General features: G+C 36.3%; 17 protein-coding genes. 7 read left to right on the top strand and 10 right to left on the bottom strand.

The features are described from left to right. The first annotated feature begins 108 nt into the window (after positions 1-108). Positions 109-768 (top strand): alpha/beta hydrolase, encoded by a 660-nt coding sequence (locus WEEVI_RS02885; RefSeq protein ID WP_013597682.1) that lies wholly within the window; start codon positions 109-111, stop codon positions 766-768. Positions 769-781: 13 nt separating this feature from the next. Here WEEVI_RS02885 and WEEVI_RS02880 read toward each other — a convergent pair whose 3' ends face one another. Next, a complete protein-coding gene (locus WEEVI_RS02880; RefSeq protein ID WP_013597681.1) occupies positions 782-1297 on the bottom strand; it encodes a DUF8465 domain-containing protein in 516 nt (171 codons plus the stop codon). Positions 1298-1390: 93 nt separating this feature from the next. On the opposite strand from WEEVI_RS02880, the gene WEEVI_RS02875 reads away from it, so the two are divergent. From WEEVI_RS02875 to WEEVI_RS02850, 6 genes are all read left to right on the top strand, one after another. Further along, the gene (locus WEEVI_RS02875; protein ID WP_013597680.1) at positions 1391-2548 is read left to right on the top strand and encodes a glycosyltransferase; all 1158 of its coding nucleotides are present in this window, start codon (positions 1391-1393) and stop codon (positions 2546-2548) included. After that, complete coding sequence (locus WEEVI_RS02870) at positions 2538-3449, top strand: glycosyltransferase family A protein (protein WP_013597679.1); 912 nt, start codon at positions 2538-2540, stop codon at positions 3447-3449. The genes WEEVI_RS02875 and WEEVI_RS02870 overlap by 11 nt, the downstream gene beginning before the upstream one ends. Then, positions 3450-4601 carry a glycosyltransferase gene (locus WEEVI_RS02865; protein ID WP_013597678.1) on the top strand — a complete coding sequence of 384 codons (1152 nt, stop codon included), beginning with the start codon at positions 3450-3452 and terminating at the stop codon, positions 4599-4601. Positions 4602-4614: 13 nt separating this feature from the next. Beyond that, positions 4615-6057, top strand: coding sequence for an MBOAT family O-acyltransferase (locus WEEVI_RS02860; protein WP_013597677.1), 1443 nt, complete (start codon positions 4615-4617; stop codon positions 6055-6057). A gap of 129 nt (positions 6058-6186) precedes the next feature. Continuing rightward, positions 6187-6993 (top strand): hypothetical protein, encoded by an 807-nt coding sequence (locus WEEVI_RS02855; protein ID WP_232013432.1) that lies wholly within the window; start codon positions 6187-6189, stop codon positions 6991-6993. 230 nt (positions 6994-7223) lie between these two features. Next, positions 7224-7751, top strand: a complete 528-nt coding sequence (locus tag WEEVI_RS02850) for a septal ring lytic transglycosylase RlpA family protein (protein ID WP_041942046.1) — start codon at positions 7224-7226, stop codon at positions 7749-7751. A 104-nt stretch (positions 7752-7855) separates the two neighbouring features. Here WEEVI_RS02850 and mqo read toward each other — a convergent pair whose 3' ends face one another. The 9 genes from mqo to miaB all read right to left on the bottom strand — a co-directional run bounded on the left by mqo (position 7856) and on the right by miaB (position 18676). After that, positions 7856-9325: a malate dehydrogenase (quinone) gene (mqo, locus tag WEEVI_RS02845; protein WP_013597674.1), complete on the bottom strand. Its 1470-nt coding sequence runs from the start codon at positions 9323-9325 to the stop codon at positions 7856-7858. Positions 9326-9513: 188 nt separating this feature from the next. Beyond that, complete coding sequence (groL, locus tag WEEVI_RS02840; RefSeq protein ID WP_013597673.1) at positions 9514-11142, bottom strand: chaperonin GroEL; 1629 nt, start codon at positions 11140-11142, stop codon at positions 9514-9516. A gap of 100 nt (positions 11143-11242) precedes the next feature. Beyond that, positions 11243-11521 carry a co-chaperone GroES gene (locus WEEVI_RS02835; RefSeq protein WP_013597672.1) on the bottom strand — a complete coding sequence of 93 codons (279 nt, stop codon included), beginning with the start codon at positions 11519-11521 and terminating at the stop codon, positions 11243-11245. Positions 11522-11669: 148 nt separating this feature from the next. Beyond that, complete coding sequence (locus WEEVI_RS02830; RefSeq protein WP_013597671.1) at positions 11670-13934, bottom strand: zinc-dependent metalloprotease family protein; 2265 nt, start codon at positions 13932-13934, stop codon at positions 11670-11672. 83 nt (positions 13935-14017) lie between these two features. After that, positions 14018-14371, bottom strand: coding sequence for a preprotein translocase subunit SecG (gene secG, locus WEEVI_RS02825; protein WP_013597670.1), 354 nt, complete (start codon positions 14369-14371; stop codon positions 14018-14020). Between the two features lie 9 nt (positions 14372-14380). Continuing rightward, entirely contained in the window at positions 14381-15388 is a 1008-nt protein-coding gene (locus tag WEEVI_RS10880) for a DUF8458 domain-containing protein (RefSeq protein ID WP_070486080.1), read from the bottom strand. Positions 15389-15390: 2 nt separating this feature from the next. Continuing rightward, positions 15391-15909, bottom strand: a complete 519-nt coding sequence (locus WEEVI_RS02815) for an LptE family protein (protein ID WP_013597668.1) — start codon at positions 15907-15909, stop codon at positions 15391-15393. Next, positions 15909-17168, bottom strand: coding sequence for a sigma-54 interaction domain-containing protein (locus tag WEEVI_RS02810; protein WP_013597667.1), 1260 nt, complete (start codon positions 17166-17168; stop codon positions 15909-15911). Before WEEVI_RS02810 ends, WEEVI_RS02815 begins: the two co-directional genes overlap by 1 nt. 59 nt (positions 17169-17227) lie before the next feature. After that, complete coding sequence (gene miaB, locus WEEVI_RS02805) at positions 17228-18676, bottom strand: tRNA (N6-isopentenyl adenosine(37)-C2)-methylthiotransferase MiaB (protein ID WP_013597666.1); 1449 nt, start codon at positions 18674-18676, stop codon at positions 17228-17230. Positions 18677-18729: the final 53 nt, after the last annotated feature.

Below are 18729 nucleotides of genomic sequence, written 5' to 3'. Positions count from 1 at the left end.
ATACCTACTATCCAATATAAATTTTTCCTAAACATAAATTTGTTATCCAACAAAAGAAGGCAAGACTTCGGTAGGAAATGAGTAACTTTGTAAACAGAAAATAATGATATGAAAGAACTAAAAGGCATTCAATATATAGAGCGAAAACCCACTGTAGAGACCGATCGTGCATTTTTGTATTTATTGATCCATGGGTATGGAAGTAACGAAGAAGATCTTTTTAGTTTCGCTAATGATTTACCAGCAGAAGCACATATTGTCTCGGTAAGAGGACGATTTCCGCTTATTTATGGAGGATTTGGTTGGTATGGGCTGGATTTTACCGATGGTGTGAAAATGACCAACTTCGAAGAAGGAGTCGAGTCGAGAAATTCTTTGGTAGATTTTATAGATGCCATTAATGAACAAGAGAAACTAGATGCTTCGAATGTTTGGATAAGTGGTTTCAGTCAAGGAGCAATTCTTAGCTATGCTATTGCGTTGTCCTATCCAGAGAAAGTGAAAAATGTTTTGATTTTGAGTGGTTATCCAGAAGATCATTTCATTGATATTAAAGAAAATAGGGCAGATTATACACATCTTAGTTTTTTTGTTTCTCATGGGCTAGAAGATGTGGTTTTGCCAATAGAGGGAGCACGCTTAGGAGAAAAGCTGCTCACCAATTTAGGGATAAAGCACGAATACCATGAGTATAGAAGCGGACACGGGATAATACCACAAAATTATTTTGATATGATGGCTTGGATTAAAAAAGAATTAGATGCCTAAAACCAGAATAAAACTATAAAAATCTCACCTCGATGGCGTTGCCATGATATTCTCTAAAATTGGCGTCATAAAATTCGATATTGGTATAACGATACAATAATTCTATCAGTTCTCTTTTTAGAACACCCTTACCAAAGCCATGAATAAGAATCAATCGGATTTGATCCTCATCCATGGCTTTTTCTATTTCTTCTCTTGCAATATCCAATTGAATCTGTAAGATTTCTGATTGATTGAGAAGTTGAGTGTTTTCTACTAAAAACTCAATATGCAGATCGACTTCTCGTGTGAGATAAGGCGTTCTGTGCGATTTCCGGAAAGTTTTGAATTTTGGTTTTTCAAAAGTTGTATTCTCTTCTTCCGTCGAAAAATCATACCGTATTGGCTGGTCAAGTATCAACTCATTTTCGAAAAAAATATATTCGAATCCATGCTCATCCGATACCCATATTTTGGGTAGATGGACTTTGGTAACCGTTCCTTGTACATTATCGTCTATGGCTTTTACTTTGTCTCCTTTCTGAAACATTGTAGAGGTTTACTGCAAAAATATGGTTTTTTTTATGTTGAATAGGATTTCGAACTGTTTAAAACTTTGTATTTTTACCATGAAAACCAAGCTATGCAATCAAAAACTCAGAAAATAAAAGTGATGTTTCGGTTACGCTCTCTAGAAATGGGTGGCGTACAAAAAGTGGTGTTGGATTTATTAGAAAACTTACCGCATGATAAATTCGAATTTAGTTTACTGGTCAATCTCCATCAAGGTGTATTGCGAACAGAAATTCCGAAACATGTTCATTATTATACCATTGTCGGGGGGCGAGAAGAAATGAGTTCGTTTTTCCCGATTCGATTTGTGCAATTAGTTGTAAGAAATTTACGCTTGCGTTACTACAAAAAGTATCCGAAAAAATTATATAAAAAGCTAGGCATTCAGCATTTAGATATTGAAGTTGCTTCGAGCTATTCTGAATTAGAAGATGTGCTGAAATCGCCACTTCCGACCAAGAAAGTTGGTTGGTTCCATACCGATATCCGATTTTTAGAACCTTCGATGGCCAAAAAATTTATCGATTATATGCATCAGTACGATGTGATGATTTATGGAGCAAAACAAACACGCGATGTCATCAACGAATATTATCAAGAAGTTTTTCCGCACGCAAAAGTAATCTACAATGTAATCGACAAAGAGCTAATCGATGAAAAAGCCAAAGAATTTACGGTAGAAAAAAGTGATACTCCAGTATTTGTATCGGTTGCTCGATTACAAAAAAGGAAAAATTTCCCGATGTTGATGCGTGCACACAAACGATTGATTGATGAAGGTCTGGATCATAAAGTTTATATCATAGGAGACGGTGATCAACGAGAAGTGCTTACCAAATTACATGAAGAATTGCAACTCGATGATCGTTTGCAAATGTTAGGCACGCTAAAAAATCCTTATCCGTATGTGAAGAGTGCAGATTTTTTTATCCTACCCTCTAAAACAGAATCTTATCCGTTGATTTTGGGCGAAACGCTATGTTTAGGCGTGCCAATAATCAGTACCAATGTGGGTGGGATTAGCGAAATGATCGACGATGAGGTAGATGGTGTTTTGATACAAGCAGACGAAAATGAAATTTACCAGGCTATGCGTCGATTCTTGACCGATCATGAATTGGTTAATCGATTGAAACAGAATGCTCAGTTAGCTTACCAAAAATTCGACAAACAAATAATCTATTCTCAAGTCACCGAGACCTTCGAAAAATTATACAATGAACACTAAATCGATCACGATTATAACGCCGACCTATAACCGTGCACATACCTTGCAACGGGTGTACGATTCGTTATTACGGCAAACTTTCCAGGATTTTGTTTGGCTCATAATGGATGATGGGTCTACAGACGAAACCAAACAATTGGTTGATGAATTTGTGCAAGAAAAGAAAATAGAGATTCACTACATTTACCATGAAAATCAACACAAGTTTATTACTGTTTTCGAAGGAGTAAAAAAGGTGAAAACGCCTTATTTTATGGTGGTTGATTCGGATGATTCTTACCCGCAAACTTCTCTAGAAGTGTTGTTTGATGAAGTGGAAAGAATCAATAACCAAGACGAGTATATTTCTGTTATGGGCTTATCGCAATACGAAGATGGTAGAGTTGTAGGCGATCCATATCCGGGTGATGGATTTGATGGTTCTATATTAGAGATGCGGTATCGATACAAAGTAATGGGCGATAAATTTGGCATTTTTATTACCAAAACTTATCAGCGATTATTGGCCGATTTCGATTATTCTTCTTACCAAGGAAAAGGATATATACCGCAATCGGTTTTTTACAATACTTATGATGCAGCAGGTATCAAAACTAGGTTTGTGAATAAAATTGTCCGAACGTATCATTTTGATGTAACCGATGAGAATTCTGTTTCCAATACACGTTGGACGGGGAAAAATACCTATGGTTTGATGAAAGGATATCAATCGTTTATCAATTCTTACGGGAAACAACTTCTGCATTATCCGAAAGCGCTCATCAGAAATTTAGTTGGATATCAGGTGTATTCGATCATCAATAAAAAGACACTTTCTGAAATCAATGCTGGGCTCGATCAATTCAAATTCATTTCGTTACTTTTGTATCCGTTGAGTTATCTTTATTACAAGTTAAAATAAATGAAGCAACCGAACGAAAGAAAAAGAATATTACTGGTTTATTATAAACTTTTCAAGGCAGGTGGCGTTGCACGTGTAATGACCAATCTTGCAAATGAATTGGTAGAGCAAGGATATGAGGTTTCTGTTTTATTAATGGTAAAAAATACCGATAGTTTTTTCTATTTAGATAAACGCGTGAAAATTGAGGTGATAGATACTTTCTCTCATTGGGGTTTTCAAAAAATCAATGTCAATTTAAATAAATATGCTTCTCGATTACCATATAAAAATAATATAAAAAATTATGTGTATGATTTTGGACAATGGCAAATGCTACATAATTGGATGAATAAGAATCATGATAATTATGATATAATTATTAGTTGTTGGTATAAGTTATCATCACAGTTGGCTGTCCATAAAAAAGTAAGGAAAAAAACCATTGCGTGGGAGCATGCAAACTATCAGGTAGGAGGGGTTTGGTGGAAAGGATTATTGAGGAGAAATTATAAAAAAATAAAAGCAATAGTTTGTATCAATACAGACTCTTATAATCACTATAAATTATTAAATTCATCTACTTGGCATATCCCTAATATTATTGGATTACCATTTGAATCGTACGATTCTAAACAAAATTCTCAAAAAGAAAATACCTTGATCTATGTAGGTCGTTTAGATGATGATAAAAATGTAGAAGAATTATTAAAAATTCTAGAAAATATTAATTTTAATAGGTTTCAATTAAAAATCATTGGAGACGGACCATCAAAAAATAAAATAGAAAAGATGATAGAAGCAAGTAACCATCTGAAACATCACGTGCAATTACTGGGATTGTGTACTATAGAAGAAATTTATAAAGAGCTATCTCGAAGTAAAATTTTTCTTTTTACGAGTAAAAAAGAATGTTTACCTACTGTTCTAATAGAAGCTAATTTGTGCTCCAACGCTCTGATTGCTTACGATTGTCCGTTTGGGCCTTCGGATATTATCAATGATAAGAATGGCTTTCTAGTGCCGCTTCACGACCAAAAAACCTTTCAAGAAAAATTAACTTATCTCATCCAAAACGAAGAAGAACTAAACCGATTGATGGAAACTTCTTGCAAAGAATCTAAAAAATGGAGAAAAACCGCAATCATCGAACAGTGGAAAAAAATCCTCTAAAAATTACTGATCTATGCTTTTTAACTCTATAAGTTTCGCTATTTTCTTACCCATCGTCTTTGCACTCTATTGGATTCTTAGGAAAAACTTCAAACTTCAGAATATCCTATTGCTCGTCGCTAGCTATTATTTTTATAGTTGTTGGGATTGGCGTTTCGTATTTTTGTTGGGATTTTCTACGTTGTTGGATTATTTTTCTGGATTGAAAATAGAACAAGCACCCAATCAAAAAATAAAAAACATCTGGCTAACCATAAGTATTGGGATTAACTTAGGGTTTTTAGGATTTTTTAAATACTACAATTTTTTTGCAGATTCTTTCGCCGAATTGCTCAACGGTTTTGGTCTACAGGTGCATCCGTGGACATTGCAAATTATCTTGCCGGTCGGAATTTCGTTCTATACTTTTCATGGACTTTCTTATATTATCGATATTTATAAGGGGAGGATAAAGGCCGAAAAAAATCTTATCGACTACTCTGTTTTCGTTAGTTTTTTCCCGCTTTTGGTTGCCGGACCCATAGAACGCGCAACGCATTTATTGCCACAAATCAAAAGAAAACGGGTGTTTAATTATACCCAAGCCGTAGATGGAATGCGGCAAATTCTATGGGGATTATTCAAGAAAATGGTCATTGCAGACAATTGTGCTATTTACGCCAATGAAATTTTTTCGAATCCCGAATCACAATCTGGTTCTAATTTGGTACTGGGGGCACTTTTTTTTACTTTCCAGATTTATGGTGATTTCTCTGGCTATTCGGATATCGCTTTAGGAGTTGCTCGTTTGTTCGGGATCAATCTACTCAAAAACTTCAACTATCCTTATTTCTCAAGAGATATTGCCGAGTTTTGGCGACGTTGGCATATATCGCTTTCTACCTGGTTCCGAGATTATCTGTACATACCTTTGGGAGGAAGCAAAGGAGGTAATTGGATGAGAATTCGCAACACCTTTATCATTTTTTTGGTGAGTGGTTTTTGGCATGGAGCCAATTGGACTTTCATTTTTTGGGGATTTCTCAATGCACTATTTATCATGCCGTCCATTATCCTAAAAACGAATCGAAACAATATGGAAATTGTTGCTTATGATCGACATTTACCAACTTTCAGAGAGTTTATAAACATCCTGTTTACCTTTTGCCTAACAGTTTTTGCATGGATATTTTTCCGGGCAGAATCTGTTGCACATGCTTTCGAATATGTTTCAGGAATCCTTCAAGCTTCACTATTTACCTTCCCTACGCTTAATAAAAGTGCTATGGCAACTTTGATTTTGATAGGATTTATGTTGAGTATAGAATGGCTAGGTCGTCGAAATAACTATGGTATAGAAAAATTACTTCTTCAACAACCGAAAATGGTTCGATGGCTTTTTTATGCTTTTATTGTTATGTTGATAGGGTTGTTTTTGCAAACCGAAGAAAGTCCATTTATTTATTTCCAATTCTAATCGGTCATGAAAAGATTTTTAATACAATCTAGTTTATTTGCTCTTTTTGCCATAGCTTTTTATTTAATTGTGATGCCTTTATGGAGTTCTATTTTTCCGCCCTTTATGGCGAAAAATGTGAGGAACTGTATGGGCTGTTACGGACATACTTTTACCCGTACCAAGAATGCTAAAACTGTCGATAGTATAGATGTGTTGATCGTTGGTTCTTCTCATGCTTATCGTGGGATAGATCCGCGTGCATTTGAGAAGTATGGCATCAAAGCGTTTAATCTTGGGAGCAGTTCTCAAACACCCATCAATACAAAAATGTTGTTGCATCAATACCTCGATATTATCGAACCAAAATTAGTAATCTATGAAGCCTACGCCGGAACATTGGAAATTGATGGTGTGGAATCTTCGCTCGATTTATTGAGTAATAATCAGATAGATAAGAATTCGGTAGAAATGGCATTAGACGTTCATAATCTTTTGGCGTATAATACGCTTTGGTTTTCTACGGTACGTCAATTTTTAGGGATGAATAAGAATTTATCAGAACCTTTGGTGCAAGGTTTAGATACCTATATTTCGCCAACAGGTTTCGTGCAAACTTCTTATCGGAAAAATCTACTGTTAGATGAAAAAATACAGCAATGGAATTTAAGGGAGAATCAATTACAGGCTCTAAAAGAAAATATAGCTTTTATAAAAGCACACAATAGTAAGGTTTTTTTGATACAAACTCCGATTACAAATAAATTATACGAATCCAAAACCAACAATTCTACCGTAGACAAGTTGTTGCATTCGTATGGTGAGTATATGAGTTATCAAGGTCTAGTAGAGCTCAATGATACCCTAGATTTTTACGATAGTAACCATATGAATCAAAACGCCGTTGAAAAGTTTTCGGATATTTTAGCGCTAGAGGTCAAAAATCGATATTTTTAGAAAACATAACACATTGATATTTAGCGATTTAAATTTTTCAGTAGTCAAATTCTTAAAAAAATTAAGGAACAAGATATTTGTTAACACATATTTAACACACATCAAAACTCGCTCTATTAGTACGATACAAAGGGAAAATTTAATGTCAATCGATTGTTTGGAATAATTATAAATAGTGTGTCCGTACGACTTGTAAATTTGCCTTGTTAAAAATCAGAAAATACTAAAGGATGAAGAAAAGCATTTTTTCAATGTTATTGATGCTGACCATATTTCCAATAGCGAATGCTGATGGTAGAATAAAAGTAGAGGATGAGTCCGTTCTACAAGAAGTTTTAAAAACAACTATTGTGCCAACTAGCCAAAAACAATTTGTAAATTATGTAGAGGTTGAGAATGATACAATAGGAGAAGGAGCAGAGACAATCGACAAAGAATTAGAAGAGATTGTAGAAAAATCTTCAGAAGTTGCAACAGGTATTGTATCTTGGTATGGAGATAAATTCCATGGAAGAAAAACTGCAAGTGGTAAAATTTATGATAAAAATGAATTAACTGCTGCACACAAAACATTACCTTTTGGCACCAAAGTTCGAGTAACTAATATCAAGAATGGAAAATCTGTGGTTGTTGAAATCAACGATAGGGGACCATTCATCAAATCAAGAGTATTGGACCTGAGTAAGGCTGCTTTTAGTGAAATTGGTAAAACGAGCTCTGGGGTAATGCAAGTGGAATACGAAGTATTGGACAATTAATACTACGTTTACAAAATAGAAAAAAGCTTCCTAATTAGGAAGCTTTTTTTATAGGATGATAAAAAACAAGGCGTTTGTAAAAACAGTAACCTTGTTTTGTATTTTTATAATTTCAATAAAGTGCTCGTTCTCGCACGGCTTTTCTCTACTACTTCTGGGTTATTAAAATCTTCTCCAAAAGATGGAATCATTTCTTTTATTCGATCTTTCCAGGTAGAATTCATCAATTCAGGGAAACAAGTCTTCAGTACATTGATCATTGCAGAAACCGACGTAGATGCACCAGGAGAAGCTCCAAGTAAGGCAGCAATACTACCGTCTTGAGAAGTAACAATCTCAGTACCAAATTTCAACACTCCTTTCGAGTTTTGTTTTTCGATAACTTGTACACGTTGGCCGGCTGTTTGCTCGTACCAATCATCAATTTTCGCGTCAGGGAAATAGTCTTGTAGAGACTTTATTTTCTGAGCTTTCGATAACATTACTTGTTGGACTAGATATTTTGTCAGATCCATATTGCTCCACGCACAATTCAATAGAAAACCTACATTGTTGGTGTTAACAGATTTGAATAGATCGACTGGCGAACCGTGTTTAAGAAATTTGGTAGAAAATGTAGCAAAGGGACCAAATAGTAAAGATTTTTTACCATTGATAACACGCGTATCCAGGTGCGGGACAGACATCGGTGGTGCACCAATTTTTGCTTTTCCGTACACTTTAGCTTGATGTTGCTCGATGATGCTTTCGTTTTGGCAAATTAACCATTGACCACCAACTGGGAATCCTCCGTATTTTTTAGCTTCTGGGATTCCAGATTTTTGTAACAAAAGAATTGCGCCACCACCAGCACCAATAAATACAAAATCAGCATTGACATTTTTTTTATGTCCAGAAACCAAATCTTTAACCCTTATTTCCCAATTGTTTTGATTGGTTCTTGTAATGTCTTTTACTTCATGGCTTGTCTTTAGCACGATTTCTCCCTTTTCTACCAAGCTATTAAAAATAAATCGGGTTAATTCTCCAAAGTTGACATCAGTTCCTAAACTCATATGAGTTGCGGCAATGTCTTTGGAGTCTTTACGATTTGCCATAATAAGCGGTGCCCATTGTGCTAGTGTGTTTATATCTTCACTATATTCCATCTCACTAAACAGTGGATGTTTGGTGAGTGCTTTATGTCTTGATCGTAAAAAATTTACATCTTTTTCTCCCCATACAAAAGACATATGAGGTGTTTTACGGATAAAGTTTTCGGGAGAAGGAATGTAATTATGTTCGACTAAATACGACCAAAATTCTTTTGAAATTTCGAATTGTTTAGCGATATCAATTGCTTTCGAAATATCGATACTACCATCGTTTGCTTGAGGTGTATAATTGAGCTCGCAGAAAGCCGAGTGTCCCGTCCCTGCATTGTTAAAAGCTTCTGAACTTTCGAATCCTAGTTTATCTAATTTCTCGAAAACCGAAATTTTGATAGAGGGGTTGAGTTTTTTCAGAAGTATACTCAGTGTAGCACTCATGATACCACCGCCTATAAGAACAACTTCTTGAGGTTGCTTTTCCATTTTTATAAAAAAATTTTGCACAAATTTACGTCAAATTCAGATGAATGTAAAGGCTTTTGCTTATGTTTTTTGTTACCTATTCTTATTTTAGGAATGATTGTTTGCGTATCTGATTATCAGACTATATCAAAAACAAAAAAGCCATTCCGCAGAATGGCTTTTTTTGTTATTATTAGGATGAGGATGTATTACATCATCCCTGGCATTCCTCCACCCATAGGTGGCATTGCAGGCTCATCTTTTTTGATTTCTGTTACTACTGCTTCGGTTGTGATAAGCATTCCACCGATAGAAGCTGCATTTTCTAGAGCAACACGTGCTACTTTTGTAGGGTCGATTACTCCTGCTTCGATCATGTTTACGTATTCATCAGTTTTGGCGTTGTATCCGAAGTCGTTTGTACCTTCTTTTACTTTTGCAACTACCACAGATCCTTCACCTCCTGCATTGTGTACGATTTGTCGTAAAGGTTCTTCGATGGCGCGTTTGATGATGTTGATTCCAGTATTTTCGTCAGCATTTTCTCCTTTTAGGTCTTCTAAATGTGTTAATGCACGAACGAAAGCAACACCACCTCCAGCAACGATTCCTTCTTCTACTGCTGCACGAGTAGCATGTAAAGCATCGTCTACACGGTCTTTTATTTCTTTCATTTCTACTTCAGAAGCTGCTCCAACGTAAAGCACGGCAACTCCTCCGGCCAATTTAGCTAAACGTTCTTGTAGTTTTTCGCGGTCATAATCTGATGTAGTGGTTTCGATTTGTGATTTGATTTGATTAACACGGGCCTTGATTTGGTCTGCATTCCCAGCTCCATTTACAATAGTTGTATTGTCTTTATCAATCACCACACGCTCAGCTGTTCCTAACATTTCCATTGTAGCAGACTCTAGCGTAATTCCTTGCTCTTCAGAAATCACGGTTCCTCCTGTTAGGATCGCGATATCCTCTAACATTGCTTTACGACGGTCTCCGAATCCTGGTGCTTTTACTGCAGCAATTTTCAATGATCCACGTAAACGGTTTACTACCAAAGTTGCCAAAGCTTGTCCTTCTACCTCTTCAGAAATAATTAAGAACGGACGACCAGATTGGGCGATAGGTTCTAATAACGGTAGAATTTCTTGTAAGTTAGATATTTTTTTCTCACATAACAAAATGTAAGGATTCTCTAACTCGGCAATCATTTTGTCTGGATTGGTGACGAAGTATGGAGATTGATATCCACGGTCAAATTGCATTCCTTCTACTACGTCTACGTATGTTTCTGTACCTTTTGCTTCTTCTACTGTAATTACTCCTTCTTTTCCGACTTTAGAGAAAGCTTCAGCAATCAACGATCCGATGGTTTCGTCGTTATTTGCAGAGATAGAGGCTACTTGTTTTATTTTTTCTGATGAATCACCCACTTCTTGAGATTGTGCTCTTAGACCTTCTACAATCGTTGAAACAGCTTTATCGATTCCGCGTTTCAGGTCCATTGGGTTTGCACCAGCAGCAACGTTTTTCAAACCTTCACGTACGATAGCTTGCGCCAAAACTGTTGCAGTAGTTGTACCATCACCAGCAACATCATTGGTCTTAGAGGCTACTTCTTTTACCATTTGTGCACCCAAATTTTCTATAGGATCCTCTAATTCAATTTCTTTTGCAACTGAAACACCATCTTTGGTTACGTGTGGTGCACCGAAAGATTTCTCTAGAACCACATTTCGTCCTTTGGGTCCTAAGGTTACTTTTACTGCATTTGCCAATGCATCAACTCCTTTTTTTAGTAAGTCTCTCGACTCAATGTCGAATTTAATATCTTTTGCCATTTTTTAGTTGTTTTTTATACAAGAATCGGTTGTTACGAATAGAAAGATTCTGTATAGTTGTTTAGTAATTTAGTTATTCTTTTTTTAGGATATGTTTGGATTAGATGATCGCTAAAATATCTGCTTCACGCATGATTAGATAATCTTTGCCATCTAATTTTAGTTCCGTGCCTGAATACTTACCATATAAAACTTTGTCTCCTACAGCAACAGTCATTTGTTCGTCTTTTTTCCCATTTCCAACGGCAACGACAGTTCCTTCTTGCGGTTTTTCTTTTGCTGAATCTGGGATGATAATACCTGATGCTGTTTTCGTTTCTGCAGGTGATGGCTCAATAACCACACGATCTGCTAATGGTTTAATGTTTAATTGTGACATATCTTAATGTTTTTCTGTTTTTTTATTTCAGTCTATTCTATTTCGAAAAGTGTGCCATTGGATATTTACTGACATTTTGAAAATGTTAAGGATAAAAAATGCCATGTTGTCTGACAACATGGCATTTTTATTTTATAAACGTACGAGTTTATTTTTTGATGATTAGTTTTTGTGTTTCGGTTCCTTTGTCCGTTTTCACGGTTACTAAGTAAACTCCGTTTGTTAATTTCGTAACATCAAAACGAATGTTTTTAGGATTCAAGTTTTCGAAAACCTTGCGTCCTGTTGCATCGTGAATTTCTACACTTACTAACTTAGCGTTTTTAGCTGTTTTTACCTCAAATACTCCATTCGATGGGTTAGGGCTTATGTGCGTTGATTTTTGTAAAGACGCATCGTTCACACCCATTGAAGCATTTTTGATGGTAAAGTTCGCACTGTTTACTGCTAAGAAGATATTGTCAGAAGCTTTTACCATTATTCTTGCTTTTGTGGTATCAGATCCTGCAGGAATATTGAATGTATAGCTTCCGGTGTTTGGTACATTTTTAGCAATTTCTTTGTCGAAAGTTTTCCCACCATCTAATGATAAGAAGATGTCAACCTCTGTAGCGTTGATACTGTTAGCATCTGTTCCTGCAACGTCCCATGTGATGGTTGCTTGTGGGTTTTCTTGTGCATCCCAAACTTCTGCAGTGGCTTGTGAGGTAACTTTAAATGGTCCTACATCTTGTACTCTAACTAAAAAGTTTTTACGTGCTGTTTGTCCGCCAATAGGATTATTGTCTCTTACTAATAAAGAGAAATTGTAATCTCTTTTTACAGAAGCAATAACTTCCCAACTGTTTTGTCTACTAGAATCAGGGTTTGATGTGAATACTAACTTTCCGTCTACAATGCTTTTTAGGTTCGGGAAATAACGGTATGAAACTTCTTCAGGGGGTAGTGAACGGAAATTTGGTCCTGAAGTGCTTGTAGATAATGGTGGTTGAGTTGATATCTGTGCATCAGTTTGTTCCCAGTTATATGTTAATGAGTCGCCATCCGCATCCTCAGCTGTAGCATTTAATACAAAAGCTGTTGAATGAGGAATAAAGTACATTGATTTATCAGAAGAAATAGTAGGAGCAGAGTTGTTAGTGTTTGTGTCAACAGAACATGTGCCTCCATTTCTAATAAAATTATAAATATTCGATACACTCACTGTATGGAAATATGGGTCACTATTTCTTTGTACGTTCGGTGGGCAAATACCTGCATATGCCATAATTGTGCTTCCACTTCCTGGCTCAACAGAAGTACCTCCTGATCTGTTCCCACTACAAGAGTTGTTGAATGTGTGAGGAGCTCCATATTGATGTCCCATTTCGTGTGCTACGAAGTCTACATAGAATGCGTCATTTACAGGAGCGCCTAAGCCAGTAACACCCATTGCTTTTACACCATCATTACAAGGGCTCTGTAGTCTAGCGATACCACCACCTCCAGTTGAGAAAACGTGTCCAATGTCATAATTGTCTTTACCAATAACTTGATCAATAGTTGTTTGGTTTTCACTTAACATTGTGTATCCGTTATTATTGGTATAGTTGTCAGAGTCGATAAAAATAATGTCTGTGTTATTCGGGATAAGTTCCATTGTTACACCTACTTCATTTTCATATATACCGTTTACACGAGTCATAGCTACATTCATTGCGGCTAGTACTACTTCTTTTTTTACTGCTGTCGATTCATTTTGTGCGTTTGCTCGCCCAATATGAAATGCAGAATACTCAATGGTAGAAGCTAAAGCTAAACGATATTTTCGTAATTTACCATCTACAACGGTCATATCACGGTTTTGTGCGTTTGCGATAGATTGTTCGATGATTTGATTTTCAAAATCATGATCCGCATGACAAGTAAAATCAGTTAATTTATTTTCTATCGTAGATCTCTCGTAAGTAATATAGGTGTTTAAATCTGCTGTATAGGCATCGAGGTACGATGTTGTTCCATTCGCACGGAAAATAATTGCACTTAACCCAAAGTATGGTGAATAGCTAAAACGAATATTTGCTTGCCCATCTATTGATTTTCCTGAATAAGATCGAATATTTTGATGTTTCGCCTGTAAGTCAGGATGCATGATAGAGGCTTCTCGTACATTGTATTGGGTAAAAGTGCCATCTTCATTTGGTAAGCTGATAATTTTGTTAATATTTTTACCATGGATAGTCTGTAGCTCGCTTAATAGATTATCTGTATTCAAAGAGAATAACTTGTATTCTGAAGGTGTAGAAAGTCTTTCTACTAATTCTACCCCTCTAAATTGAGCTTCATTTACTGATTTCCAATGATTCTGTTGAGCATAGGTTACTCCCGACATTAAAAGTCCTAACATTGAAAATAGAATAAATCTTTTCTTCATAATTATTGCGTTAAATTTTCTATAAAAATACAAAAAAGTCTTAATTGCTTAAGACTTTTTACAAGAAAATATTTATTTTATTATTATTTCGATGGTTCGGCCTCCGAATTTGGTGCAGTTGTGGTATCTTGCTGTATCGGCATATTTGGTGATGCAGGAGCCTGCGTTTGTGGAGTTTGTTTCAATCTAGGGCGTGCATTGGGGTTTTCTTGCAAAACATTCGCAGCAATAATTAGCACCGTAATCAATGCAGCAAAAGTCCAGGTTGCATTGTCCAAAAAGTTATTCGTACGTTGTACTCCAAACATTTGTCCTCCGCTACTGCCTCCAAATGTAGAGGATAAACCGCCTCCTTTTGGGCTTTGAGACAAAACGATTAACGTAAGGATGACGCATAAGGCAATAATAATCACCATAAATAATTGAAATGTACCCATTGTCGTATGTTATTTTTTATTTTTTAAATTTTCAATTTCTTGAATTCGGTCTGCAAAGTAAGCATTTTTTTTTGGATATTTCAAACATAAAATTTTATAAGCTCGAATTGCTTTGTCGTATTTATGTTGATCGGTGTAGATTTGTGCCAAAGTTTCCGTCATCAACTCAGAAAATTCTTGTGGTTCTTCTTGTGGGGTTTTAGGAGTATTACTGCTAAAATCTTTATCGAGTGGTAAGATTCGCGGAGCATTCTGTAAAAAAGTATCTATTATTTTTAGTTTTTCTTTTTGTGCTGTTGTTGCTTTTTCTTCTTCCTTTTTTTCTGTTTTTGTCGACCCCATTTTTAACCAATCAGAGAAAGTATGCTTTTCGGTGACCAAAGATGTCGAAGCCATTTCATCAGTCTGTGTTGCTTTTTCACTTTTTTTGCTAGGATGATTGATGTTTTGTTCAGCAACTGTATTCGCAACTATTTCTGAGGTTGTGTTTTCAAACGCTTTATTTTCCGTTCCGACCGATTCGCTGGGCTGTGTTTCTTCTTTTATTTTGTCTACAAACTCTTCTTCTGGAGAAATTATTTCTTTCGGGTGAGGTTCTGCTAATTCTTTGCCATCTTCTTGTTTTTCGGTAGGGTGCACAACATTTTCTATAATATTTTCTAATGTATTCGGTTCGATGATTTCCTCATCCTCGATTTCTTCTACCAAATCAATCGGTTCGCTCGCAATTGCTTTCGTAACCAAAATAGGTTTCACGACGGTCGGAATATTCGGCTCTTCTCCCTTTTTTTGGGTATGGAGATAATGATACAATTCCGCTCGATTGTGGCTATACAGCGAAGTGAGATGTAAAAAATCTTCGTACGAAGGATGGTTTTCTTTTTTTAGTGCATAAAGTTGTATCGCTCTAATTTGATAAAAATATGGATATTTCTCTATACTTTTTTTTAGCATAGAAAAGTCATCAATAGAACTCTCTAACGGATTTTTTAATAAAAAAGTAAGTCGCGTTTCCATCATTACCAATCCATTGCAATATCGTTAAAAATTTGTTGCTTCAAACGGTTTACAATTTCGGGAACAAGAGCGTCTTCTACCTCAGATAGTGTTTGTGTGCCGTCAAATTCTTCAAAATCAGAATAAGATTTATTGAAGCTTTTCGATTCGTCCTTATTATTAATATATCGTACAGAAACCCCAATTGTCAATCTACTTTTTGCAGCTTGTTCGCCTTGTGTGGTCGATTGTATTTGGGTAGAAGCTACCTGATAATTGTTGATTTCTCCTTCAATAATTAGGTCGGCATCTTCATTATCGGTAAGATTTAGTTTGGTTCTATTCCTGAAAATATCTTGTAATTCTATCGTAAATTCTTGCGAGAGATTAGGGTTTTGCAAAGGAGCACGGTTGGGGAAGGTTGCAACGTAAATAGTGTCCCAGTCTCGGCTAATCGATGATCCCGAAAGAGTGTAACAAGCGCTGAGTAATAGACTCAGGAGACAGAATCCGACAAAAAGGAAATGTTTTTGCTTCATCATTATAAGTTGTATTGTTTGATTTTTCGGTATAATGTCCTCTCAGAAATGCCCAATTCATCAGCAGCTAATTTGCGTTTTCCGTTGTATTTCTCCAAAGCCAATTTGATGAGTTCTTTTTCGGTGTCTTGAATCGATAAATTTACGGGTTCTTCTTCTATCGACTGAATTTCGTAAAAATCGTCGCTATCGGTATATTCGTACGGATGAGCTTCAACTTCGTTTTGGGAAGGCGAAGTTATGATCCCTAATTGATTGTTGAAGGTTTCGCTCGGGTTATTCTGATAAACTTTGTTTATCAGTTCTTGTGTATTACCCGAAAATCCATTGCTGTCTTTTTGGTTGATAAGATCCAGGGTTAATGCACGTAAGTCATTCAGATCTTTTTTCATATCAAACAAAACCTTGTAGAGCAAATCTCGTTCTCGAAAATCTGTTTGTTGGCTTTCTTTCTGTTGGTTCATCAAAACTGGTAAAGTGTTTTGTGGTAAATAGCTCATTGTTTTTTCTAGCGAAAGCACACGTTCTTTTTCTACCACCGAAACTTGTTCTGCAAAATTTCTCAACTGTCGAATATTTCCTGGCCAATAATAATTGGTAATATAATTTGCTGCTTCTGGAGAAAGTTCTAGATGAGGCATTCTGTATTTTAGAGCAAAATCTGAAGCGAATTTTCTGAACAGTAAGACAATATCTTCTTTCCGTTCTCGCAGAGGAGGCATATCGACCTGAACGGTGTTTAATCGATAATACAAATCTTCTCTAAATTTTCCCTTTTCTATGGCTTGTTGTAGTTTTACATTGGTTGCTGCAACAATTCGCACGTTGGTTTTTTGCATTTCAGATGAACCTACTTTCATGAATTCTCCTGTTTCTAAAACGCGTAATAAACGGACTTGTGTAGATAGTGGTAATTCGCCCACTTCATCCAGAAAAATGGTTCCTCCATCGGCGACTTCAAAATAACCTTTTCGTGTTTGGGTAGCACCTGTAAAAGCACCTTTTTCGTGTCCGAATAGTTCAGAGTCTATCGTTCCTTCTGGGATTGCACCACAGTTTACTGCAATGTATTGGTTGTGTTTTCGGGCCGATTGGTTGTGGATTATTTTTGGGATGAATTCTTTTCCAACGCCACTCTCACCAATCACCAAGACCGAAATATCGGTTGGGGCAACTTGTATCGATTTTTCTAGCGCTCTGTTTAGTGCAATATTATTCCCGATAATACCAAAACGTTGTTTGATGGTTTGCAGAGAATCCATGAATAGTGTTTTTGAGGTTTATTGTTTGTTTTAATCTTCTTGATGGTTTGCTAAGATAATTAGTTTTGATTTTGCATTTCTCCTAATAGGGTAGCGGTAGTGCAATCGTGTACGTATACTTGTACAAAATCGCCAACGCTGGTTCCTTCAATTTTCGGAAAAACAATAACAGCATTTTGTGTATTTCTACCGAACCAATAATTTTCATCCTTTTTCGAGTTTCCTTCGATCAAGACTTCATGCGTTTTGCCGACATAAGCTTTCATGCGTTCTGCAGAATGTTGTTGCTGAAGAGAAATGATTTCTTGCAAACGTCTTTTTTTGGTTTCCGCAGGTACGTCATCTGCCATTTTTTTATGCGCAGGTGTGCCTGGGCGATCAGAATAGGCAAACATATATCCGAAATCGTATTTTACATATTCCATCAATGATAATGTGTCTTGATGCTCTTCTTCTGTTTCTCCGCAGAAACCAGCAATCATATCATGCGATAGGGCACAATCCGGAATTATTTTTCTGATTTTATCAATCAATTCAAAATATTGCTCTCGAGTATGTTGACGATTCATCCTTTCTAAAACCGTTGTAGAGCCAGATTGTACAGGTAAATGGATGTATTTGCAAATGTTGTGATGTTTGGCCATTGTCTCTAATACATTGTCCTTCATATCTTGCGGATTCGAGGTTGAGAATCGAATTCTAATCGAAGGGAATTGCATAGCTACCATATCGAGCAATTGTGCAAAATCTACTGCTGTTGCTTTCTGGATTTCAGTTGCATTCTTGAAATCTTTTTTCGGTCCTCCTCCGTACCATAAATAAGAGTCTACATTTTGTCCTAACAGCGTAACTTCTTTGTAGCCCGCTTCATGCAATTCTTGTATTTCTCGCAAAATAGAATGTGGGTCGCGAGAACGTTCTCTCCCGCGCGTAAAAGGAACTACACAGAAAGTACACATGTTATCGCAACCGCGTGTAATGGTAACAAAAGCAGTTACACCGTTTCCGCCCAGACGAATAGGTGAAATTTCAGCATAAGTTTCTTCTTTCGATAATTGTACATTGATTGCATCTCGTCCGTCTTCTACTTCAGTAAGTAAATTTGGTAAATCACGATAAGCATCGGGGCCAACAACAATATCTACCAAATGTTCTTCTTCTAAAAATTTATGTTTCAGGCGTTCGGCCATACAGCCAAGTACACCGATTTTTAGACTGGGATTTTGTTTTTTGATGGCATTGAGTGCGTTGAGACGATTACGCACAGTTTGCTCTGCCTTGTCGCGTATAGAGCAAGTGTTAAGCAATATAAGATCTGCTTCATTGACCTGATTTGTAGTCTGATAGCCTTCTTCGGTGAGAATAGAGGCAACAATCTCGCTGTCGGAAAAGTTCATCTGACAACCATAGCTTTCTAAAAATAATTTCTTGCTCGCATTTCTTGTAGGCAATGTCATTAGAGCTTCTCCTTGTCTCGATTCGTCTATATATTTTTCGTTTGCTTGCATTTCTTTTGAAGTCTATTAATTTGCAAAAATATAAAATAATGGTGACACATTGG

It is taken from the genome of Weeksella virosa DSM 16922, assembly GCF_000189415.1.
In the GTDB taxonomy this organism is placed as follows: domain Bacteria; phylum Bacteroidota; class Bacteroidia; order Flavobacteriales; family Weeksellaceae; genus Weeksella; species Weeksella virosa.
The sequence above is the reverse complement of the archived record's forward strand: the minus strand, read 5'-3'. Positions and strand labels throughout refer to the sequence as shown.